A 22,302-nucleotide genomic window follows, 5' to 3' on the forward strand; every position below is an offset into this window, starting at 1 on the left:
ATGCAGCATGGTTGCTTATTGGTATTAATATATGAGACGTATATTCGTATGTCAGAAAATTTTGCGCAGTTATTTGAAGAAAGCTTAAAGGGTTTTGAAGCAGAGCAAGGCTCTATCGTTAAAGGTACAGTAATCTCTATCGAGAATAACATTGTACTTGTAGATGCTGGTCTTAAATCAGAAAGTGCTATCCCTGCAGAGCAGTTCAAAAATGCTGCTGGTGAACTAGAAGTTGCTGTAGGCGACGAAGTAGATGTTGCACTAGATGCAATTGAAGACGGTTTCGGTGAAACTATCCTTTCTCGTGAGAAAGCTAAGCGTCACGAAGCATGGATCCGTCTTGAGAAAGCATGTGAAGAGCAAGAGACTGTTACTGGTGTTATCAACGGTAAAGTTAAAGGCGGTTTCACAGTTGAAGTTGATTCAATCCGTGCTTTCCTACCTGGTTCACTTGTTGATGTTCGTCCAGTACGTGACACAACTCACCTTGAAGGCAAAGAGCTTGAATTTAAAGTAATCAAGCTTGACCAAAAACGTAACAACGTTGTTGTTTCACGTCGTGCAGTTATCGAATCTGAAAACTCACAAGAACGTGAAGAGCTTCTTGCTAACCTTGTTGAAGGCCAAGAAGTTAAAGGTATCGTTAAGAACCTTACTGACTACGGTGCATTCGTTGACCTTGGTGGTGTTGATGGTCTACTACACATTACTGATATGGCTTGGAAGCGTGTTAAGCACCCTTCAGAAATCGTTAATGTTGGCGACGAAATCGCAGTTAAAGTTCTAAAATTCGACAAAGATAAAACTCGTGTATCTCTAGGCCTTAAACAGCTTGGTGAAGATCCATGGGCAGCTATCGCTGGTCGTTACCCAGAAGGTTCTAAACTTTCTGGTCGTGTTACTAACCTTACAGATTACGGCTGTTTCGTGGAAATCGAAGAAGGCGTTGAAGGTTTAGTACACGTTTCTGAAATGGATTGGACTAACAAGAACATCCATCCTTCAAAAGTTGTAAGCCTTGGCGACACTGTTGAAGTTATGGTTTTAGAAATTGACGAAGAACGTCGTCGTATTTCTCTTGGTCTTAAGCAATGTATTGCTAATCCTTGGCAGGAATTTGCTCGTCTACAAAACAAAGGCGATCAAGTTACTGGTAAGATCAAATCAATCACTGACTTCGGTATCTTTATCGGTCTTGACGGTGGTATTGACGGTCTTGTACACCTTTCAGACATTTCTTGGAATACACCTGGCGAAGAAGCTGTACGTGAATTCAAGAAAGGCGACGAAATCACTGCTATCGTATTGCAAGTTGACCCAGAGCGTGAACGTATCTCTCTAGGTGTTAAGCAAATCGAAGCTGACCCATTCAATAACTACCTTGATGCAAACAAAAAAGGTGCTATTGTTAAAGGTAAAGTGACTGAAGTTGATGCGAAAGGCGCAACTGTTGAACTTATCGAAGGCGTTGAAGGTTACATCCGTGTAGCTGATATCGCTCAAGAGCGCGTTGAAGATGCAACTACTGTTGTTTCTGTAGGCGACGAGATTGAAGTTAAATACGTTGGTGTTGATCGTAAGAACCGCACTTTAAGCTTATCTGTAAAAGCTCTTTTCGAAGCAGAAGAGAAAGAAGTACTAGAGAAGCTTAAGAAAGAAGAGCCAGTGTTTGAAAACGCAATGGCAGCTGCTTTCGCAAATGCACAAAAAGACTAATATATAATTAGTTTTTAGTTGGAAGGGCATTTTTTGCCCTTCCTATATCTCTTTTTAAGGAAACGCTATGACTAAGTCAGAATTGATAGAAATACTTGCGGAACAACACGCACACGTTCCAGTGAAAGATGTTGAGAATGCTGTAAAAGAAATTCTTGAACAAATGGCCGGCTCATTATCTACTTCAGATCGTATTGAGATCAGAGGTTTTGGTAGTTTCTCTTTGCATTTCCGCGCTCCTCGCACAGGTCGTAATCCTAAGACTGGCGATACAGTTGAGCTTGAAGGAAAGCATGTACCTCATTTTAAACCAGGCAAAGAATTACGCGACCGCGTGAATGAAAGCATTGCCTAGTTAACTTAGTGGAGTAGTTACTTGTTCAAGGTATTAAAAATTATTCTGGTTGCACTATGCCTTATCAGTGCATTTGTATTAGGGTCACAAAACCCACAGTTAGTACAAGTAAATTACATTATAGCCAGTAATACGCTACCTTTAGCTGTAATAATAAGTATCTGCTTTTTATTAGGTGTTTTGATTGGTTGTTTTATTAGCTTTAAATTGTTTTCGCAATTAAAGTGGCAAAACTACCGCTTAAAAAAGCAATTAGCGCCTGAAAAAGATAAAAAAAAGCTTGCCGCGAATAAAGACACCTAACTATGATTGAGCTTTTGTTTTTACTATTACCTGTTGCCGCTGGTTACGGTTGGATTATGGGTAAAAACAGCGCTAAAAACCAAGCTCATCAACTTAATCGTCAGATCACTTCTGAATATAGCAAAGGCTTAAAATTTCTACTCGATAGAGAAGAAGATCAAGGCTTAGAGCATTTAATCAACTTACTTGAAGTTTCAGCCGACTCGGTTGAACACTATTCTACACTTGCCACCATGTTTCGCCGTAGAGGTGAATTAGACCGCGCAATAAAAATTCACGAACTTCTATTAAAACACCCAAGCTTAAATGAACAACAAGCTGCAACTAGCCGTTTAGAATTAGCCGAAGATTATATAATGGCCGGACTACTAGATAGTGCGGAAGAGCACTTAGTTTGGCTAGTTAAAGCAGGGCATGTAGAAGCGCTGGACCCTATTATCACTTTATATTCGCAAACCCGTGAGTGGGAAAAAGGCATCAACATGTTTGAAGCCCATAGCGAACTATTTTCAAAAGAACAGCAATTTAAAGCAATCGCTAATTTTTATTGTGAGTCAGCTTTAAGTGACAATACACCCCAACTAATGAGAAAAGCGATTAGCTTAAATTATAAAGCCGTGCGTCCGCTTTACGAGTTAGGGTTAGTTGCTTACGCAAAAGAAGATTACGTTAAAGCTATTTATTACTGGCGTGAACTTGTCTCTCAATTTACCTTGTTTGCTCCGTTGTTTATTGATGAACTTGCACACAGTTATAAACAATTGAATTTGACGCATCAATTTCACGAGTTAGTCAGTGACTTGTTAGAGAAGGGCGGTGTATTAATTAAAATAAAGCATTGCCAAGCATTACTTGAGCAAGGTCACACCAAGCAAGCCTTTGAATTTTTAACTGATAGCTTAAAACGTCAACCTACTATTCGTGGTTTTAGTTTTTTACTGCAATTAATGGGTGACCAAAATAAAAATACTAAGGAAGTACTTAATGAAATTGATAAGCTTGTAACCTCTTATATTGCTACAAAACCAGATTTTCAATGCCAGCATTGTGGTTTTACAAGCTACACCATATATTGGAACTGCCCTTCTTGTAAGCATTGGGAAACCATTGTTCCAAGTCGAGGCTTAGACGGATTTTAATAACCCCATAATTTATAACTTTACTGCCATTCACTAGGATAGTTATGTCTTTCGAACACTCAAAAAAAATTCTTATTGCATTAGATTACGATGATCAAGAAGTTGCTTTAAACTTTGTTAAACAACTTTCTCCTGATACTTGCCGTCTCAAGGTCGGCAAAGAAATGTTTACCTATTTTGGACCTGCATTTGTTAAAGAGTTAATTGATTTAGGTTTTGATGTTTTCTTAGATTTAAAGTTTCATGATATTCCTAATACAGTAGCTAAAGCGGTTACTGCAGCTGCTAAAATGGGGGTGTGGATGGTAAACGTTCATGCTTCTGGTGGCTTTGAAATGATGAGCAAAGCTAAATCGGCTCTAGAGCAATTTGGTGACAAAGCGCCATTACTTATCGCTGTGACTGTATTAACAAGTATGGATGAAACAGAACTTAAGCGTTTAGGTGTTGATAAATCAGCTCAAGAGCAAGTTATCTATTTAGCTAAGCTTGCAAAGGAAGCTGGGCTTGATGGTGTCGTGTGCTCTGCACAAGAAGCAAAAGCTTTAAAAACAGAGTTAGGTGATAGCTTTAAGCTTGTTACGCCTGGTATACGCCCTGAAGGGAGTGATGCCGGCGATCAAAAGCGTATAATGACTCCTAAGCAAGCTATAGATTCAGGAAGTGACTATTTAGTGATAGGCAGACCGATTACTCAAGCAGATAATCCTGTAAAAGTGCTTAGTGATGTTAATAACTCTATAGCTTAATTTAACAATAAGCAGTCATATAGTGCTAAAACCCCTTACCTTATGTGAGTTTTATGTTACATTAATAAAATCAAAATGTAATAGGGGTTTGTTTTGAAGTTATTTTTTGGTTCTATAGTAATTGTTATTGCGGGTTTTTCAGTAAATAAGTACGTTTTTTCTAATAAAGCATACGATGGTGTAACAACCGTTACAGATATAATTCCAACGTACCCAGTCGATATGTTTGATTTTAAAAAAACAATGCAAGATTATGCTCATCATCTGTGTTACAAAAATGAAGATACACTCATATCTCAGCATGTAAGCGTTAGTGAATGTATATCAAAGCTTGATGATAAAAAAACAGAATGTGAAAAAAAGGTTTTTCGTTTGGCGCCGCTCAATCTTGAGTCGGAAGTTGAAGTGCTTGATTATTCAAGGCAATATACGCAATGTACATTGCCTTATAAATATATTTTAGGTTAATTACAAACAGGTATTATTAGTAATTACAGCCAATTATAATTAAGATCTTAAGCGAATGGATTTCGCTTCAATATCTATTAACTCTTGTTTAAATAAGCCACCAATTGCTTTTTTATAATTAGCCTTACTTGTAGAAAACATCTTTTTTATTGCTTCAGGATCAGACTTATCACCAAGTGGAATAACACCGCCTTCGTTTTTAAGCTTTTGCATAATAGTTTCACCAAGGTCACTTACTTTTCCCATACCTGGCTTTTCTAGTACAACATCAATTTTTCCGTCGTCACGTACTTTTTTAATATAGCCTTTAAGCTTTTGACCCACAAATAAGCTTTTAAATACCATATTGTAAAAAACAACACCGAAGTGCGACTCTTCAATTAATACTTTGTAGCCAATATCTGTTTTGCCAGCAACAATTAAATCCACTTCTTGTAAGTGAGTATATTGCGGCTCATCTTTTGATAAGAAACGATTAAAATTGTTTGAGGCACAAATACGTTGGCTTGCATTATCAAGGTACAGACGTACTAAATAAGAATGGCCTTCTTGCATGCGTGGCTTTTGTTCATTAAAAGGTGCAAGCACATCTTTCTCAAGCCCCCAATCTAAAAATGCCCCAATACTATTTATTTCTTTAACGCGTAGTAGGGCATACTCGCCAACTTGAGCATGTGGTTTCTTTATTGTTGCTGTGGCTAAATTAGCATTGTCTAAAAAGATAAATACACTAATACTATCGCCCGCTTCAAGCTCATGTTTTATTTCTTGTTTTGGTAAAAATACTTCACCTAAATCACGGCCGTCTAAGTAAGCACCTTCGTTACTCACTTCTTTTACAAATAATGTTTGTGTGGTTCCTAGGTAACTCATAATTATTCCTGCTCAGGCTTTTTTTTACGGCGCATTGGTGTATCGCCATCAATGTTCATCGGTGCTTTAATTGGTGCTGTAGGCTTTTTAGGTTTAGCTTTGCGCTTAAATGCAGGCTTTTTAACAGCGGCGGCTTTTTCTTTAGATTTGTCCCACGCTGCCTCAGGTTTTTTCTCTTTTAAACCTTTAAACTTAGCTTTTAAGCTCTCTACGCTCGCAAATTTTAATTCGTCATTTAAAAATGCTTTAATAGCTAAATAACTTGCCCAATCTTTTGGGCCAACTAATGAAATTGCATTCCCTTTAAAGCCAGCACGTCCTGTACGACCTATGCGGTGTACATACTCTTCAGCGTGTTTTGGTAAATCAAAGTTAATAACGTGCGTTACGCTTAACAAATCTAAACCACGAGATGCAACGTCGGTGGTAATCAATATTTTAAAGTTCTCGCGACTAAACGAATCCATGATATCTAAACGTTTGTTTTGCGTTAAATCACCAGCAAGCGCTACAGATTTGAAGCCTTTAGCATTAAGGGCTTCACTCAAACGGCTCGTGTCAGAACGCGTTGCTGTGAAGATAATACATTGACCAACATCATCTTGGTTTAAAAAATGCTCTAATAACGCTTCTTTATGATCAAGGTGATCTGCAAGGTATAACGTTTGTTTAATATCACTATGTTGCTCATTTGCTGCACTTAGCGTAATTTGCTTTGGTTTTTTTAATAGGTTACGTGATAGTGCATCTACTTGTGCATGGTCAAGTGTTGCAGAAAACAATAACGTTTGGCGTAATCGGTGATTAGCTTGCTCGTTAATCATTTTTAACTGCTCGGTAAAGCCTAAATCTAAAATACGATCGGCTTCATCAAAAATAAGCAGTTCTAGTCCACTCAATTGCAATGAGCGTTTTGTTATGTGATCAGCTAAACGCCCAGGTGTAGCAACTACGAATTGTGGGTCGTTTCTAAGTGCTTTTATTTGGTCATTAAAGTTTTCGCCGCCAAGTATTTTAACTGCCTTAATCGCTGTGCCAGCAATTAATAAACGCAGCTGAGTAAATACTTGCGTAGCAAGCTCACGCGTAGGAGCAACAATAAGTACACGGGGATCGCGTTTGCTGAGTGCTTTTTGTTTCATAACCCTTTGTACAGCAGGTAATAAAAACGCCAAGGTTTTGCCCGACCCAGTTTTAGACTGAGCGAAAATGTCATGCCCTGCAAGTGCGGTAGGCACTGCATGCGCTTGAATATCGGTGGGCTGGGTGATCCCTTGATGTGCTAATTGTGTTTCAAGGCGTGTATCAATCCCAAGATCAGTAAACTGCAATGTGTGTTTCTCCAAAATGAGCAAATTAACTCTATAAATTTATTAGCGCATTATAGCTTACACAGCTAGGTCGCTAACAGTAAAAACCAATCTATAGCGCTATTTTTTGCAATTAAACTAAAAAAGCGTAAAATACGCGCCCCATATGCGCCGGATTTACGATTCGGTAAACGCCAATATTGGCTAACAAGGCAAAATAGGAAATATAATGACTGTTGTTCATAAAGATCATGTAACGGGTGATCACTTTGTAGTATGTGCGCTGTATAAGTTTGTAGGTTTACCTGAATTTGAAGCTATCCGTAAGCCATTACTAGAAGTGATGGAAGCAAATGAAGTACGCGGTACTTTATTGCTCGCTGCCGAAGGTATAAACGGCACTGTTTCTGCAAAACGTGAAGGGATAGACAACTTATTAGCATGGCTAGATGAGCAACCAAATTTAAAAAACATCGTTACAAAAGAATCTTACGACGATGAATGTCCGTTTTACCGCACTAAAGTAAAACTAAAAAAAGAAATTGTAACAATGGGCGTTGAAGGCGTAGATCCGCTTAAAGTTGTGGGTAGCTATGTTAAGCCAAATGAGTGGAACGCACTTATATCTGACCCTGAAGTAATTTTAATTGATACACGTAATGATTACGAAATTGAAATTGGTACATTTCAAAATGCGGTCGATCCAAATACCAAAACGTTCCGTGAATTTCCACAGTGGGCAAAAGAAAACTTAGACCCTGAAAAACACAAAAAAGTGGCGATGTTTTGTACAGGTGGTATCCGCTGCGAAAAATCGACAGCCTACATGAAAGAGCAAGGTTTTGATGAAGTCTATCACCTTGAAGGCGGTATCTTAAAATACCTAGAAGAAGTGCCAAAAGAAGAAACCATGTGGGAAGGCGAGTGTTTTGTATTTGATAATCGCGTTGCGGTTGATCACGACCTACAAAAAGGCTCTTATGATCAATGCCACGCGTGTCGTATGCCAATTACAGAAGACGAAAAGTTAAAGCCTGAATACATGGAGGGCGTCTCTTGTCATCATTGTATTGAAGAAGTTACGGATGAACAACGCGCACGTTTTGCAGAGCGCCAAAAGCAAATAGAATTAGCGCAAGCGCGTGGGGAAGGCCATATTGGTAATGAAGCACAAGCTGTTTTACAGAAACGTAAAGAAGCTAAAAAAGCCCAAAAAGACGCTCAGCGCTGTAAATAAATTTATACAATAAGTATTACATTTAAAGAGTCTATTTAGGCTCTTTTTTTGTGCCTAAATTTGTACAGTAATTGTTTTCACACCCCGATGATAGTGTTAATCTGCAAAACAGATTTAGTCATTTTAATGCGCATACAGGAAGGGATTTATGCAAGCCGAACAAGTTGAAATCGCACAATTTTTAGCACAACATCCTCCTTTTGATGACTTACCTCAAAAAGCGCTTAATGAGCTAGCTCAACAAGTAGAAGTTGCTTATTTTAGAGCCAAAACAGATATATTGAGTTTTGGACAAGACATTTCTGATTTGTATGTAATTAGAAGTGGTTCTGTAGAAATGTATCGCCGAAATGGCGAGCTGTACAATCGTTTGGCTACCGCAGGTATATTTGGCCAAATGGGTTTATTGATGAACCGTAAGGTACGTTTTCCTGCAACTGCTCTTGAAGATACGTTAGTATATTGCATAAATGTCGAGCTATTTAATCGTTACTGTGATGAGTTTGATGCGTTTGCTGATTACTTCGAAACAGACGGTAACGTGCGTTTGCATCAAGCTATTGTCGAACAAGCCGATGGCAATGACCTGACAACCGCGAAGGTAAAATCATTAATTCACAGAGATGTAGTTACCGTAGATGCAACCTCTACGATACAAGATATCGCTAAATTAATGACCGAAGAGGCGGTATCATCAGTGTTGGTAACCGATGTAAATAAACCCATAAATGATGACCCAGAAGAAGATGATGGACAAGTAGTTGGTATAATAACCGATAGGGATTTACGCACTAAAGTAGTGGCTAAAGGGCTTGCCTTTAACACGCAAGCAAAAGACATTATGTCCACTAACTTAGTACTATTAGATGCTAATGACTATATTTTCGAAGCTGTATTGGCCATGCTTAGAGATAACTTACATCATTTGCCAGTAGTACAGAAAAGACGCCCAATAGGTGTTATCTCCCTCTCTGATATTTTGCGTTATGAATCCCAAAGCAGCTTATTACTTGTACGTGGCATACTGGCTCAACAAACAATAGAGGATTTGGCGCATTATGCACGCCAATTGCCCAATGTGTTTGTTCGTATGGTGAATGAAGATGCAAACTCACACATGGTCGGTACAGCCATGGCTGTTATAGGGCGTACATTTAAACAAAGACTACTTGTATTAGCAGAAGAAAAGTTTGGGCCACCTCCTGTGCCTTACTGTTTTATTGCTCTGGGCTCAATGGCTCGAGACGAGCAACTTATTGTAACCGATCAAGACAACGCGCTTATTTTAGATGACAGTTATGACGACGAAAAACATAACGCGTATTTTCAAAATATTGCCGATTTTGTGTGTGATGGTTTAGCGCAGTGTGGTTACACCTACTGTGATGGAGAAATTATGGCGTCGTTTAAAAAATGGCGTAAAACTCGCTCACAGTGGTTCGATCAATTTGCAGATTGGATCGCGCAGCCAAAACCACAAGCATTGCTTAATAGTTCTATATTTTTTGACTTAGACGGTGTGTGGGGTAAAACCAAGTGGGCCGACGAGCTTAAAATATTTATAGCAAAACAAAGTAAAGTAAATCGCGTATTTTTAGCTAATATGGCAGCAAATGCTAGAAATAGAACACCTCCACTAGGTTTCTTTAAAGGCTTTGTTATGGAGCATAATGGCCAACATAAGCGTTCAATGAACTTAAAGCGAAGAGGGACTGCACCTCTTTCTGATGTTATTCGCGTGCACGCATTGGCTATTGGCTCACGTAAACAAAATTCGTTTGAACGACTAGAAGATATTATTGAAGCTAAGCTGTTACCACAGGGTAAAGCGCAAGATTTACGTGATGCACTTGAGTATATTGCCATGATGCGAATTCGCCATCAAGCGTGGCAAATAGAGAAGGGCGAAGAGCCCGATAACGACTTAGATCCACATTTACTTTCTCCGTTCGAGCAACGAAACTTAAAAGAGGCATTCGCCATTTTAGAAAAAGCACAAAGCTATTTAAAATTTAGCTACACAGCAAACTCTGGTGTGAAGTAGCCTATGAATCCGCGTAATCATAAAGTAATTGATTGGCAAGCTAGGTATAACGAGCTTGCCAATAGCACCAAAAATAAACTCCTAAAACACTTTTATGCGGGTGCTTATAATCAAGACAAAGCTGCAATAAAAGACGTGCCTTTTGTAGCAATGGATTTTGAAACAACAGGCTTAAATAGCCAAAACGACGATATAGTGAGTGTTGGTTTAGTGCCGTTCAATTTAGAGCGCATTTATTGTAAGCACAGTCGGCATTGGGTTGTGCAGCCTAGGCGAAACCTTCATGAAGAGTCTATTTTAATACATGGAATAACGCACTCTGAGGTGGACGACGCCCCCGACTTTAATCAAATTATAGAGCCTTTACTTGAAGCGCTCAGTGGTAAAGTTGTCGTGGTGCATTATGCAGCAATAGAACGTCACTTTTTAAATAATGCGTTATTGTTAAGGCTTAAAGAAGGTATTGAGTTTGCACTTGTTGATACAATGGAAATAGAAAAAAGAGCACTAAAAGCAAGGCAGGGGTTATTAGGGCGATTGTTTAACACAAAATTAGGTTCTCTTAGGCTAACAGATTGCCGTGCGCGTTATTCCCTACCAGCATATCAAAATCACAATGCGTTAACGGATGCACTTGCTACAGCAGAGCTTTTACAAGCGCAGCTGAGTTATCATTATCGTGTAGATACTCCAATCTCAGAGCTGTGGCTCTAGCTTTTAATGACTAAACAAAAAAACGCCGCAAAAATTGCGGCGTTTTCGTTACTAATTAAAAGTATTACTTACTAGAAATATTATTTAACTGGGCGAGGCTCAGTTCGTAAACCTAAAACTAAGCTTAAACACATAAATAATAATACAATAGTAAATGGCAAGCCTGTAGAGACAGCGCCTGCTTGTAGTGCTTCAATTGCTTGTGTGCCACCAATCCAAAGTAAAGCAGCTGCAATTGCGCCCTCAACCGATGCCCAAAATATACGTTGTGGTACCGGTGCATCAATTTTACCGCCAGCTGTAATTGAATCAATTACTAATGAACCAGAGTCAGATGACGTAATGAAAAATACCAGCACTAATAAAATTGCAATAAATGATAAAATATTAGATAAAGGTAATTCATCAAGCATTTGGAACATAGCTAAAGGTACATCAGTTAAACCATTAGTGCCTAACGCACCAACACCATTAACTACTTGATCAATCGCAATACCGCCGTAAATAGACATCCATAAAACAGTAACTAGAGTAGGGATAAGTAAAACCGCAATTAAGAATTCACGAATTGTACGACCACGTGATACACGCGCGATAAACATACCCACAAACGGTGACCAGGAAATCCACCAAGCCCAGTAAAACACAGTCCAACCATGCATCCATGTTTCGTCTTCACGACCGTGGGGATTACTCAATGGAATAATATTTTCTACATAGCCCATCACGGTAGTTGGTACATTACCCATTGCTACAGCAAAGCCTACTAAACATACAAACAATAATAATGAAAACGCAATTAGCATATTTACATTACTTAGTAGTTTCACACCACCGTCAATACCACGAACCACAGAGACAATAGCTAAAAGTGTTACACCCGCAATAACTAGAATTTGAGAGCCAATGCCACTTTCTGTACCAAATACGTGGTTAATGCCTGCAGAAGCTTGCTGCGCACCTAAACCTAAAGATGTTGCAAGGCCAAATAACGTAGCAAGTACAGCTAAGATATCAATGATATGGCCAGGCCAACCCCAAGCTCTATCACCTAATATAGGGTAAAAAATAGAACGAATTGAAAGCGGTAAACCTTTGTTATAGGTAAAAAATGCAAGAGATAAACCAACAACAGCGTAAATAGCCCAAGGGTGAAGACCCCAATGAAACATAGTTGCGCCCATTGCTAATTTTGCAGCTTCTGGTGTATTAGCGGCTACATTAAGCGGTGTTTCGTACCAACCAGTAAAGTAAGCAACTGGTTCAGCAACGCCCCAAAACATAAGGCCTATACCCATACCCGCAGCAAATAACATAGCAAGCCATGAAACGCGAGAGTGAGAAGGTTTAGCGTCATCACCACCAAGGCGAATATTACCGTAAGGAGAAACAATAAGTGCTAAACAAAAGAGTACAAAGAAGTTAGCAGCCCACATAAATAGGGCATCAAAATTATTAATAATATCGGTCTTGATACTATCAAGCGCTGTTTTTGCAGTTTGTGGGTCGGTAACAAGTATGGCGATTAAAAAGATGACAATCAGGCCCGCACTAGTTCCAAAAACAGGGTTGTGAATATCAAACCCCCACTTTTGTACGTTGTCCTGACCTACGGTGTAATCCGTGTTGTCAATACTATATTTGTCATGATTTTCCTTCATGCAATACCTCTTTGGTTGTCCTAACAAGCCAAAATAAATTCGGCGTCATATCGAATTACATTAGTCTTTAAATATTAAGTAAAAAGTAATACCGTAATTATTTGAAGACTAACTAATTTGAAGCGTGATCATACAGCTAGTAGTGTATGAGTTAAATATTAAATGTAAATGAATTTGTATTTAAAACGCTGTTTATATGGCCAAGTTCATGATTCTTTCATTTAAAAGCCCTAAATTTAAAAATTCAGTGAACGTTAAAATTTAGTTTGCTATTAAAAGTATTAATTTACTTGGTTAAGTAAAAAAAGATCATTTTTAAGTAGCTTAATTAATGCTTAAATATTAGGGCTTGTTAGTTTTCTAGGATTGAAATTTGTTTAATTTAGGCGCAATTTAATCGCTCCTAGATTTATAGCTTAGCGGTTCTGTAACAGCTTATGCGTTATTTTTCATGCTTGCATGCAAATAAAAATAATCAAAAGCCGGCTAGCAAAGAGCGAATTTCTCTTCAAGGCTATTATAAATTTATAAGCCGATAAGCATCTTTAATCAAGTTGTAATATGAATATGATTTAACACAACACTAAGCTATATTTTATAAATAGATAGGCAAAGGATTAATACTATTATGCGAGAAAGCGTTACAAACGATACCAATCAAAACGAACTTGTTAAACGCTTTTGCAGCGTTAGAGACGAAAGCCTAGCTATTATTGAACCACTCACTGTAGAAGATTGCCAATTACAAGCTATGGCTGATGCTAGTCCCACTAAATGGCATTTAGCGCATACCACGTGGTTTTTTGAAACGTTTTTACTTAGTGTTTATTGTAAACAGTACACAGTGTTTAACCCTCACTATAAAATGCTTTTTAATTCTTACTACAATGGGATTGGAGAGCAATTTAAACGGGCAAACAGAGGAAGCTTATCTAGGCCAGGTTTAGACGAAGTGCTAGCTTACAGAGAACATGTAGATAGCCGCGTGATTGAATTACTTAAGACTGACGTTAACCCGCACATTAAAGATATTATTGAACTTGGGTTACACCACGAGCAACAGCATCAAGAACTAATGCTTATGGACATCAAATATAACTTTTCAGTAAATCCATTATTTCCTCAATATAAAACATCGCTTTTAAATAGCCAAAAAAGATCAGCTGATATTAAACCCCTTAATTTTATCAATTTTGAACAAGCCATTATTAATATTGGCACAAATGCCGACGATGAATTTGCATATGATAACGAGTGCCCCAAACACCAAGTACTAATTCATCCATTCAGTTTTGCTAATAGATTGGTCACTAATGGTGAATATTTAGACTTTATAAATGCCGGTGGATATAGCAATCCACAATATTGGTTAAGCGACGGTTGGGCGCATATTCAAAACACTCGTTTAACGCATCCATTATATTGGCATTACATAAATAACGAATGGTTTGAGTTTACACACTATGGATTCCAGCCTTTAAATTTAAGTGCTCCCATCAGCCATGTTAGTTATTTTGAGGCCAGCGCCTATGCTAATTTTGTCAAGGCTCGCTTGCCTACAGAGTTCGAGTGGGAATATGCAGCTAAAAATACACCTACAACAGACACTAATAATAACTACCTAACACCACAACAAGCAAAAGATGATACTGAAATAAACCAGTTAACGGATTCATGTTGGCAATGGACAAACAGTGCATATTTGCCATACCCCGGTTTTAAGCCTATTGAAGGAGTAGCAGGGGAATACAATGGTAAATTTATGAATAACCAAATGGTGTTACGGGGTGGGTGTGTGTTTACTCCTAAAAACCATTTACGACAAACATACCGAAATTTTTATTACCCACATCAAGCGTGGATGTGCAGCGGGATAAGACTAGCTAAGGATATAGTATGAGCCAAGTAACAGCGATTAAACAAAGTATCATAACCGACACTGAATTTTTAAACGACGTGATAAGCGGATTAACTCAACAACAAAAAACGCTTCCGTGTAAGTATTTTTACGATGATAAAGGTGCTGCATTATTCGAGCAAATAACATCCTTACAAGAGTATTATGTTACACGTACGGAGTTGTCTATTTTAGAGCAATACTCGCAGTCGATTGCTCAAATGCTACCTGAAAATCTCTCTATTATTGAGCCTGGGTGTGGTTCGGGTAAAAAGGTCGCGTATTTATTAGCGCACATGGCAAACGTAAAAACCTTCGTACCGTTTGAAATTTCTGAGGAGATGCTCAGTTATTCACTTGCACATTTGTCACCGTTATTCCCAGATTTGGCAATTTCGCCATTACTAGGAGACTTTACACATAGCCAAATGGTTAAACAGCTAACCAAAGACACCGCTTTAGATAGTCAAACCAATTTGGTGTATTTTCCAGGCTCTACTCTTGGTAATTTTGCCCCAGTTAAAGCTATAGAAATTATGAATAATTTCCATCGCTTATGTGGTGTAAACGGTTATGTATTAATTGGGGTTGATTTAGTAAAAGAGCGCCAAGTGTTACTCAATGCATATAACGATAAAGCGGGAGTCACCGCCGCATTTAATAAAAATTTACTACAACGTATTAATAACGAGCTAAACGGCACATTTAATATAGATAACTTTAGCCACGAGTCACGCTTTAACGAGCAACATAGCCGTATTGAAATGCATTTAGTAAGTAACTGTAATCAAAGCGTGATTATAAATGATCAGCAAATAGACTTTATTGAAGGCGAAAGTATCCATACAGAAAACTCTCATAAGTACACGCTCGAATCGTTTAAGCAGCTTGCCGCGCAAGCTAATTTAAAGTTAGAGCAAACATGGCAAGACGATAGTAACTATTTTGCCCTGTGTTTATTAAGACCGCTTTAAGCATTACTTAAGTTATGTTTAGTAAATGACAACTTTAGCATTGTTAAATTCATAGTTTAGCAATGCGCCATTATTTGATTGCTGTATAAGTTTAGCTTTATTTAAACCATGCAGTCTAAATAGCAGGGGGGCAATAATAGACACCGCAGAGCCCGTTGCACTGTCCTCATTTACTCCAAACTGGGGGGCAAAATATCTAAAATGCGCTATAGCATTTTTTTTGTCTATATTTTTTATACTAAGCGCTATAACAGCATTTTTATGGAGTTTATTTAACGCTTTAAAATCAACGTGTAAGCTTTTTAAATCGTCTTTTTCAACGTCTTTACTAAATTCTTTATTAAATTCTTCATTAAATAACACAACCGTATAACCGTTTTTATCACCGGTACTGTAGGCTGCTTTTATCGCTGATGAAAACACACTTTTTAACTCACCATTAGCTAATTCGCTTTTTTTTGGCTCTATACTTTTTAGTAACAACTGTGCGCGTTGTTTTTTTACTCTTATAGTAAAGCGCTCATTACTCATTGATGTAAATACTTCAGGGCAATAACCAAAATACTTTATTAAAAAATTAGCGGCCGCTAAAGTACCATGCCCACAGCGTTTAATTTCACTTGTTTGGTTAAACCAGCGAATATTACAATGGCGTTTAGTTATCTCATTTTGATTTAAAAATACGGTAGCAGGGTGATTTGATTGTGATGCAATATATTGCATTGTTTTTGATGTTAACCCAATTTTATAAATAACAATTAAAGCACTTGAGCCTTTTAAGTTATTTGCAGGGCTATAAAAAACAGATTCGGTGGAAGTGAGTTTTATAAAGCGAAGCGTAAGCCATTTGGGCTTACGCTTCGTTAAACAAAGAGTATTAACCTTTGCTTGCATATGCGTCGTTATGAACGCCAGCAGCACGACCTGATGGATCTGCATTGTTTTGGAACGATGCGTCCCATGCAAGTGCTTCAGGAGTCGAACACGCTACCGATTTACCATGTGGTACACATTTAGCTGATGCATCACCAGGAAAGTGCGATTCAAAAATAGTACGGTAGTAGTAAGCTTCTTTTGAATCTGGCGTATTAATAGGGTATTTAAATTTAGCATTTGCAAGCTCTTGATCGCTCACTTGCTCATTTACAAACTCTTTTAACGTATCAATCCAGCTGTAACCAACACCGTCTGAAAATTGCTCTTTTTGGCGCCATAAAACTTCATCAGGTAAGTAGCCATTAAAACCTTCACGTAAAATGTGTTTTTCGATTTTGCCATCTTTACACATTTTGGCTTCAGGGTTGATACGCATAGCAACATCAACAAATTCTTTATCAAGGAACGGTACACGTGCCTCAACGCCCCATGCTGCCATTGATTTATTAGCACGTAAACAGTCAAACATATGCAGTTTTGATACTTTACGGTTTAGCTCTTCATGAAACTCTTGTGCGTTAGGGGCTTTATGGAAGTATAAGTAACCACCAAATAGCTCATCAGCACCTTCGCCAGATAACACCATTTTAATGCCCATCGCTTTAATTTGGCGAGCCATTAAGTACATAGGTGTAGAGGCACGAATCGTTGTTACATCATACGTTTCAATGTGGTAAATCACTTCACGCAGAGCATCAATACCTTCTTGAATGGTAAAAATGATAGGGTGGTGAATAGTACCAATCATGTCAGCTACTTTTTGGGCAGCGGCTAAATCAGGTGAACCCTCAAGGCCTACTGAAAAAGAATGCAACTTAGGCCACCATGCATCGCTTTCGTCGTTATCTTCAATACGTTTTGCAGCAAAACGCTGGGTAATAGCAGAGATAACCGATGAGTCTAAACCACCAGAAAGTAATACACCGTATGGTACATCACACATTAGCTGGCGTTTAACGGCCGCTTCTAATGCATCTTTAACGTCTTGCGCTTGTGCGCTGTTATCTTTAACTGCATCAAATGTTTCCCAATCACGCTTGTAATAAGGCGTCATTTTGCCATCTTTGCTGTACAGGTAATGCCCTGGTGGAAATTCTTCAATATGCTTACAAATTGGAGAAAGAGCTTTTAGCTCAGAAGCAACGTAAAAGTTACCGTGCTCGTCGTGACCAGTGTAAAGCGGGATAATACCAATATGGTCACGGCCAATTAAGTAAGCGTCATTTTCTTCATCGTATAAACAGAATGCAAAAATGCCATTTAGATCATCTAAAAAGTCAGGCCCTTTTTGTTTATAAAGCGCTAAAATAACTTCACAGTCTGATTGAGTTTGAAAAGTAAAATCAACATCTAGCTCTGCTGCAAGTTCTTTATGATTATAGATCTCGCCATTGACCGCTAAAATATTTGTTTTTTCAGGATTGTATAAAGGCTGTGCACCGCTTGATACACCAACAATAGCTAAACGCTCATGTACTAAAATAGCTTTTTCAGATGCATATACACCAGACCAATCTGGGCCACGGTGTCTAAGCAGCTTTGACATTTCAATTGCTTGGGTACGCAATTGAGCGGGATCAGATTTAATATCTAATACCCCAAAAATTGAACACATAGTAACTCCTCATTCCTATTATGTGTGCAGCAAAGCCAATTTGCTGTGCTGCGAAACCTTGTTTTATCAGAAAAAATTACTCAAGTCACATAGCTTTTACAATTAATTAAGAATAATTTATGCACCAAGTTACATGCAACCGCACCAAAGTGGTTAATGCGTAGTGCCTGCTGCTATTTTTACGTCGTTATTATTGTTCAAAGCTTGTGCAATCATCACTTTTAGCGCGTTAATAACAGTGTCTTCACACATGCTAGGTGCGCCATTGTGGTGCACAGCTTGGCTTGGTAAATAAGGAATATGCACAAAGCCACCTTTCATCACAGCGCAGTGATCATTTATGTAATGCATAAGGCCATACATAACGTGATTGCATACATACGTACCTGCCGTATTGGAAATGGCAGCAGGTATATTGCTGTTGTGCAGTGCTTGTAACATACGCTTTATTGGCAAGTTAGTGAAATAGGCATCAGGGCCATTTTTTTCTATTGGTATATCAACAGGTTGCTTACCTGCATTGTCTTTAATGTGTGCATCATCAACGTTTATTGCAATACGCTCAATTGATATTTCGCTGCGCCCACCGGCTTGGCCTATACATAAAACAACCGTCGGATTGTGCGACTCAATGGCGTTTATAAGCTGACTAATAGACGTATTAAACTCACAGGCAAGTTCTAGTGTACATATTTTGTGTTTCATGATGATAGTTTCATCAAGTTTTTGCACTGCTTGCCAAGAAGGATTGATAGTTTCGCTACCAAAAGGCGCAAAGCCGGTTATTAATACACACGCCATAGAAGAAGTTGATTTAGTCATTACACACCAAGCTATACATTAAAATAATATTAACGGCGAGTAAGGTAACTGCCGTCTGAATTTGAACCTTTATTACATAGTACTTATCTTTTAAGTCTAAAAGAGCTGCAGGAAGAATATTAAATTTGCTGCCATAGGCGTCATTAACATACTGCAATAGCCGCTATACATGCCGAGCGCAACTAATGGAGCAGGGCTTGTGCCATGACCTTCAATTAAAAATGCCATACCTACACAATACAAAACAACAAGTATAAAACGATTATCAGGGCCAATAATTTAAGTCGAACATAGTTTTCCTATTTATTTTTAGAATATTTTTATAGGTTATTTTTAAGTGCAAGGCTCAATTGATTTAGGTGTCCGTCAAGTTTCTGCTTCGCCTTTGCTGCTTCTTCAAACGTTACATATTTAAACTCAACAGTATCTAAAGGTCTAAATTGTGCAAATTGACGTAAGTCGGCTTCAATAACAGTCCCTAGCAGAGGGTAGCCTCCTGTGGTTTGGCCATCATTTAGTAACACAATTGGCTCTCCACTTGGTGGCAGTTGAATACTCCCAGGGCTTACTCCTAATGATGGCAAAGAGTGCGAATGCCCCAAATTATTTTTATGCTCAAGCCTTACGCCCATTCGGTTACTATTATTGCTGACTTTAAAAGCGGTAGACACAAAGTTGCTAAGTAAAGGCTCGCCTAATAAGTCGGCATGAGGACTTGGATGCAGGCGTATAAGTTTGCGCTGGGCGGGGGCAATTGCGCCTACCTTTATAAACTCTTCATAATAAGGAGTAATAGGTATTTCATCACCAGTGGTGAGAGATCTACCTTCAAAACCACCAAAACATGCGTTTAAATCTGTAGATTTAGAACCCATAACCTCAGCATTTTGTATACCGCCTTTCACTGCTAAATAAGCTCTTAAGCCTGCTCTACCAGTAGCAAAACTTAGGACTTGTTTGTTTTTTACTGCGTATGTCCAACCAGGATAAATTGCATGTCCATCAAGGGTTGCTTGCAAATCTGCACCATGAAGCGCAATTACTGTGTCGCAGGTAAATTCCAGTTCGCACAAACCTACAGTTATTTCTAAAACGGCATCATTGTCGTTATTGTTAAGTAATCTATTAGCAATGATTTGTGCAATAGGGTCTAGGCTGCCCGCTTTGCTTACACCTAAATGGCGGTAGCCTTCACGGCCAAAATCTTGAATTGTAAGTAATACACCACTTTTAAGTACTTTAATCATGATTTGCACCTTTATTAACGAGCGGAACAAATTCAAGCGTATCGCCTGGTTGAATTAAACAAGGTTGCTCAGAGGTCGAATCAAACAAAGCAGTATCTGTATGACCTATTATATGCCAACCACCTGGGGTATCTGCGGGGTAAATGCCGGTTTGTGCAGCACCTATCGCAACAGAGCCTTTAGGAACCCTAGTGCGTGGCTCATCACGTCTTGGTGTATGTAATTGCTCATTTAAGCCATGTAGGTAAGCAAAACCGGGCTGAAAGCCTAAAAATAAAACGTGGTACTTGGTTTTACTATGAATATTAATAACTTCATCGGCACTTAAATTATGATAGCGAGCCACGTAATTAATATCCTCACCCTTGTATGAGGTTTTGATTAAGTGATGCTGCCCCTTAAAAGTACTCGTTTTAATCTCATTCCACAGCGAAGGTAGCACTTGTAACCACTTATTTAAGTGTTTATCTAATTTTAAATAGAGAGTGAGCGAGTTCATGGCGGGCACTAAATCGCTAAATTCATCAGTGCTTTTACAGTGGCTAGCTAAAGCCCAAATTTTCTTTTGAATAGAGAGTCTATCTGTAGCGTCTAAATGCGATGCATCAAACAGTAAACTACTGTTTGTTAATGCATAAATATGAGGAGCTGGCTTCATTAAATAAACCTATTTGTACAACATTATTTAAACGTAACACAGTTTTATTAATTTATTTACACCATTGCGACTAAGTGGTTATGTTTATTGCCCAACTTACTTTAAGAGTAGTTTTATATTCAATTAATCGTATTTAACTTATTGAAGACCAAAACTTAATACGCTTCGTACTAAATAAGTAATTAGGTTGAAATAAAAATTAGGATAAGGAGGTCTTAGTTAGCACGCACTTGTTTAAGAGGTACTTTATGAAACACCAGCATTTATTATATTTATCAGGCGCTGCTATTATATTTAGCGCAGGCAGCTTTGCTTTATCTATGGAAAAGATTGAGCACAGTAATGTAGAAGCCACCATGCATGTAGAAACCATTGTACTTGGATCGGGGTGTTTTTGGGGAGCCGAAAAACGCTACGAAGCGCTTAATGGCGTTATTGATGCTGAATCGGGGTACGCTGACGGCAATGGCTTTAAAGCTACCTACAGAAATATTACTGATCAGTCTCGTCGTTTTGACGAGAACAATTATGCTGAAGTTGTACAAGTTATGTATAACAGCAATATAATTTCAGCAGAAGATCTCTTAAAAAACTATTTTGAAAGTCACGACCCTACACAAAAAAATCGCCAAGGTAACGACATTGGTACTCAATATCGCTCAATTGTATTAACGACTACTGATGCACAAGCTAAAGTAGCTGAGCAAGTTAAATCGCAATATCAGCAGCTTTTAACTGATGCAAGCTATGGCAAAATTGAAACAGTTATTAAACCGCTTCAAGGTTTTGTATCGGCAGAAGAGTATCATCAAAATTATTTAGAAAAGAAACCTAATGGCTATTGCCCAGATCATTCTACCGGTGTTGTTTTTAATAAAACAGCTGTAGAAAAAGTAGATAACATGGCTTTATTATCAGGAAAGCAAATAGTGGTCTTAGATTCACGTGAATACTGCCCATATTGTGAAAAGTTTAACAAAGCAGTCGCAAATGATTACAAAGGGACAATACCAATGTCGTTTCGCCATGCTGACCAACTTGATGATTTAACTATTAAGTCAGCCACGTGGGCAACACCAACCATTTTGTTTTTAGAAAATGGTATTGAGGTATATGGCCGTCAAGGTTATGCAACGCCTGAAGAGTTTTATAAAGCATTAGGCGCTTTTAAATTAGGTAACAGTGATGCTTATAAAGTTGCATTTGATGCACGAACAGATAGACCTTACTGTAAAGAGTACAAAGAGTTTAAAAATACACCAGACGGCACTTTTGTTGATAAATTAAGTGGCGAGCCACTATTTGATACAAGCGATAGGTTTAACTCAGGTACTGGTTGGTTGTCGTTTACTCATCCTGTAAAAAACAACGTAACACAGCACGACGATAGCAGCTGGGGCATGACACGCATTGAGCTTCGCTCTAAAAGTACAGGCATACACCTAGGTCATTTATTTCCTGGTGAAGGTCCAAGAGGTCGCGATCGTTACTGTATTAATGCAACAGTCCTTGATTTTGTACCGAGAGATAAAAGCTAAACCCTTTCTTTGCTAAGCCTGATTTTAATCAGGCTTTTTTTTGCAT

Annotated in this window: 20 protein-coding genes and 1 pseudogene; 12 read left to right on the top strand and 9 right to left on the bottom strand. The window is 38.4% G+C overall.

Annotated elements, in window-relative coordinates; genetic code table 11:
- Window positions 1-48: 48 nt before the first annotated feature.
- The 6 genes from rpsA to H5087_RS15365 all read left to right on the top strand — a co-directional run bounded on the left by rpsA (window position 49) and on the right by H5087_RS15365 (window position 4,730).
- On the top strand, window positions 49-1,716 hold the full coding sequence (gene rpsA / locus H5087_RS15340; protein WP_002961176.1) for a 30S ribosomal protein S1: 1,668 nt from the start codon (window positions 49-51) through the stop codon (window positions 1,714-1,716).
- A gap of 67 nt (window positions 1,717-1,783) precedes the next feature.
- Complete coding sequence (gene ihfB / locus H5087_RS15345) at window positions 1,784-2,071, top strand: integration host factor subunit beta (protein WP_002961178.1); 288 nt, start codon at window positions 1,784-1,786, stop codon at window positions 2,069-2,071.
- Window positions 2,072-2,092: 21 nt separating this feature from the next.
- Window positions 2,093-2,374 carry a lipopolysaccharide assembly protein LapA domain-containing protein gene (locus H5087_RS15350; protein WP_039489780.1) on the top strand — a complete coding sequence of 94 codons (282 nt, stop codon included), beginning with the start codon at window positions 2,093-2,095 and terminating at the stop codon, window positions 2,372-2,374.
- A gap of 2 nt (window positions 2,375-2,376) precedes the next feature.
- Window positions 2,377-3,513, top strand: a complete 1,137-nt coding sequence (lapB, locus tag H5087_RS15355) for a lipopolysaccharide assembly protein LapB (RefSeq protein ID WP_002961182.1) — start codon at window positions 2,377-2,379, stop codon at window positions 3,511-3,513.
- 44 nt (window positions 3,514-3,557) lie between these two features.
- Window positions 3,558-4,262 (top strand): orotidine-5'-phosphate decarboxylase, encoded by a 705-nt coding sequence (pyrF, locus tag H5087_RS15360; protein WP_002961184.1) that lies wholly within the window; start codon window positions 3,558-3,560, stop codon window positions 4,260-4,262.
- Window positions 4,263-4,355: 93 nt separating this feature from the next.
- Entirely contained in the window at window positions 4,356-4,730 is a 375-nt protein-coding gene (locus H5087_RS15365) for a hypothetical protein (protein ID WP_024595713.1), read from the top strand.
- Window positions 4,731-4,769: 39 nt separating this feature from the next.
- Here H5087_RS15365 and H5087_RS15370 read toward each other — a convergent pair whose 3' ends face one another.
- Together H5087_RS15370 and H5087_RS15375 are read right to left on the bottom strand one after the other, a co-directional pair.
- Window positions 4,770-5,603, bottom strand: a complete 834-nt coding sequence (locus H5087_RS15370; protein ID WP_182672606.1) for a S1 RNA-binding domain-containing protein — start codon at window positions 5,601-5,603, stop codon at window positions 4,770-4,772.
- A 2-nt stretch (window positions 5,604-5,605) separates the two neighbouring features.
- Entirely contained in the window at window positions 5,606-6,934 is a 1,329-nt protein-coding gene (locus H5087_RS15375; protein ID WP_002961190.1) for a DEAD/DEAH box helicase, read from the bottom strand.
- A 208-nt stretch (window positions 6,935-7,142) separates the two neighbouring features.
- Here H5087_RS15375 and H5087_RS15380 point away from each other — a divergent pair, with 208 nt between their 5' ends.
- The 3 genes from H5087_RS15380 (at window position 7,143) to H5087_RS15390 (ending at window position 10,908) form a co-directional block, all read left to right on the top strand.
- Complete coding sequence (locus tag H5087_RS15380) at window positions 7,143-8,150, top strand: rhodanese-related sulfurtransferase (RefSeq protein WP_182672607.1); 1,008 nt, start codon at window positions 7,143-7,145, stop codon at window positions 8,148-8,150.
- Between the two features lie 148 nt (window positions 8,151-8,298).
- Window positions 8,299-10,194 (top strand): DUF294 nucleotidyltransferase-like domain-containing protein, encoded by a 1,896-nt coding sequence (locus H5087_RS15385; RefSeq protein WP_039489770.1) that lies wholly within the window; start codon window positions 8,299-8,301, stop codon window positions 10,192-10,194.
- Between the two features lie 3 nt (window positions 10,195-10,197).
- Complete coding sequence (locus H5087_RS15390; protein ID WP_182672608.1) at window positions 10,198-10,908, top strand: 3'-5' exonuclease; 711 nt, start codon at window positions 10,198-10,200, stop codon at window positions 10,906-10,908.
- An 80-nt stretch (window positions 10,909-10,988) separates the two neighbouring features.
- Here the strand turns inward: H5087_RS15390 and H5087_RS15395 are convergent, their stop codons facing one another.
- Entirely contained in the window at window positions 10,989-12,569 is a 1,581-nt protein-coding gene (locus H5087_RS15395; protein ID WP_182672609.1) for a BCCT family transporter, read from the bottom strand.
- 628 nt (window positions 12,570-13,197) lie between these two features.
- Between H5087_RS15395 and egtB the strand changes: the two genes are divergently transcribed.
- Both egtB and egtD read left to right on the top strand, forming a co-directional pair.
- Window positions 13,198-14,469, top strand: coding sequence for an ergothioneine biosynthesis protein EgtB (gene egtB, locus H5087_RS15400; protein ID WP_182672610.1), 1,272 nt, complete (start codon window positions 13,198-13,200; stop codon window positions 14,467-14,469).
- Window positions 14,466-15,440: an L-histidine N(alpha)-methyltransferase gene (gene egtD, locus H5087_RS15405; protein WP_182672611.1), complete on the top strand. Its 975-nt coding sequence runs from the start codon at window positions 14,466-14,468 to the stop codon at window positions 15,438-15,440. Before egtB ends, egtD begins: the two co-directional genes overlap by 4 nt.
- Before the next feature lie 18 nt (window positions 15,441-15,458).
- On the opposite strand, the gene H5087_RS15410 is transcribed toward egtD, so the two are convergent.
- The 6 genes and pseudogenes from H5087_RS15410 to pxpB form a co-directional block, all read right to left on the bottom strand.
- Entirely contained in the window at window positions 15,459-16,334 is an 876-nt protein-coding gene (locus tag H5087_RS15410) for a PhzF family phenazine biosynthesis protein (protein WP_182672612.1), read from the bottom strand.
- Entirely contained in the window at window positions 16,318-17,991 is a 1,674-nt protein-coding gene (gene asnB, locus H5087_RS15415; RefSeq protein WP_182672613.1) for an asparagine synthase B, read from the bottom strand. The genes H5087_RS15410 and asnB overlap by 17 nt, the downstream gene beginning before the upstream one ends.
- 153 nt (window positions 17,992-18,144) lie before the next feature.
- The gene (gene pcp, locus H5087_RS15420) at window positions 18,145-18,813 is read right to left on the bottom strand and encodes a pyroglutamyl-peptidase I (RefSeq protein WP_220491585.1); all 669 of its coding nucleotides are present in this window, start codon (window positions 18,811-18,813) and stop codon (window positions 18,145-18,147) included.
- Window positions 18,806-19,089 (bottom strand): annotated as a pseudogene (locus H5087_RS20310) (5-oxoproline transporter, DUF979 family subunit); the annotation flags it as partial. The pseudogene H5087_RS20310 and the gene pcp, both read right to left, overlap by 8 nt.
- Window positions 19,090-19,133: 44 nt before the next feature.
- Entirely contained in the window at window positions 19,134-20,060 is a 927-nt protein-coding gene (locus H5087_RS15430; RefSeq protein WP_182672614.1) for a biotin-dependent carboxyltransferase family protein, read from the bottom strand.
- Window positions 20,053-20,718: a 5-oxoprolinase subunit PxpB gene (pxpB, locus tag H5087_RS15435; protein WP_182672615.1), complete on the bottom strand. Its 666-nt coding sequence runs from the start codon at window positions 20,716-20,718 to the stop codon at window positions 20,053-20,055. Before pxpB ends, H5087_RS15430 begins: the two co-directional genes overlap by 8 nt.
- 248 nt (window positions 20,719-20,966) lie before the next feature.
- On the opposite strand from pxpB, the gene msrA reads away from it, so the two are divergent.
- A complete protein-coding gene (gene msrA / locus H5087_RS15440; protein WP_182672616.1) occupies window positions 20,967-22,256 on the top strand; it encodes a peptide-methionine (S)-S-oxide reductase MsrA in 1,290 nt (429 codons plus the stop codon).
- The last annotated feature ends 46 nt before the right edge of the window (window positions 22,257-22,302 follow it).

This window comes from Pseudoalteromonas sp. SR43-7, from assembly GCF_014163785.1.
GTDB lineage: Bacteria > Pseudomonadota > Gammaproteobacteria > Enterobacterales > Alteromonadaceae > Pseudoalteromonas > Pseudoalteromonas distincta.

Bases quoted from the DNA above. Each gene is read 5' to 3' on its own strand.
- rpsA (WP_002961176.1), top strand. From the start codon at position 49: ATGTCAGAAAATTTTGCGCAGTTATTTGAAGAAAGCTTAAAGGGTTTT.
- ihfB (WP_002961178.1), top strand. From the start codon at position 1,784: ATGACTAAGTCAGAATTGATAGAAATACTTGCGGAACAACACGCACAC.
- lapB (WP_002961182.1), top strand. From the start codon at position 2,377: ATGATTGAGCTTTTGTTTTTACTATTACCTGTTGCCGCTGGTTACGGT.
- pyrF (WP_002961184.1), top strand. From the start codon at position 3,558: ATGTCTTTCGAACACTCAAAAAAAATTCTTATTGCATTAGATTACGAT.
- H5087_RS15370 (WP_182672606.1), bottom strand. From the start codon at position 5,603: ATGAGTTACCTAGGAACCACACAAACATTATTTGTAAAAGAAGTGAGT.
- H5087_RS15380 (WP_182672607.1), top strand. From the start codon at position 7,143: ATGACTGTTGTTCATAAAGATCATGTAACGGGTGATCACTTTGTAGTA.
- H5087_RS15385 (WP_039489770.1), top strand. From the start codon at position 8,299: ATGCAAGCCGAACAAGTTGAAATCGCACAATTTTTAGCACAACATCCT.
- H5087_RS15390 (WP_182672608.1), top strand. From the start codon at position 10,198: ATGAATCCGCGTAATCATAAAGTAATTGATTGGCAAGCTAGGTATAAC.
- H5087_RS15395 (WP_182672609.1), bottom strand. From the start codon at position 12,569: ATGAAGGAAAATCATGACAAATATAGTATTGACAACACGGATTACACC.
- egtB (WP_182672610.1), top strand. From the start codon at position 13,198: ATGCGAGAAAGCGTTACAAACGATACCAATCAAAACGAACTTGTTAAA.
- egtD (WP_182672611.1), top strand. From the start codon at position 14,466: ATGAGCCAAGTAACAGCGATTAAACAAAGTATCATAACCGACACTGAA.
- H5087_RS15410 (WP_182672612.1), bottom strand. From the start codon at position 16,334: ATGCAAGCAAAGGTTAATACTCTTTGTTTAACGAAGCGTAAGCCCAAA.
- asnB (WP_182672613.1), bottom strand. From the start codon at position 17,991: ATGTGTTCAATTTTTGGGGTATTAGATATTAAATCTGATCCCGCTCAA.
- pcp (WP_220491585.1), bottom strand. From the start codon at position 18,813: ATGACTAAATCAACTTCTTCTATGGCGTGTGTATTAATAACCGGCTTT.
- H5087_RS15430 (WP_182672614.1), bottom strand. From the start codon at position 20,060: ATGATTAAAGTACTTAAAAGTGGTGTATTACTTACAATTCAAGATTTT.
- pxpB (WP_182672615.1), bottom strand. From the start codon at position 20,718: ATGAAGCCAGCTCCTCATATTTATGCATTAACAAACAGTAGTTTACTG.
- msrA (WP_182672616.1), top strand. From the start codon at position 20,967: ATGAAACACCAGCATTTATTATATTTATCAGGCGCTGCTATTATATTT.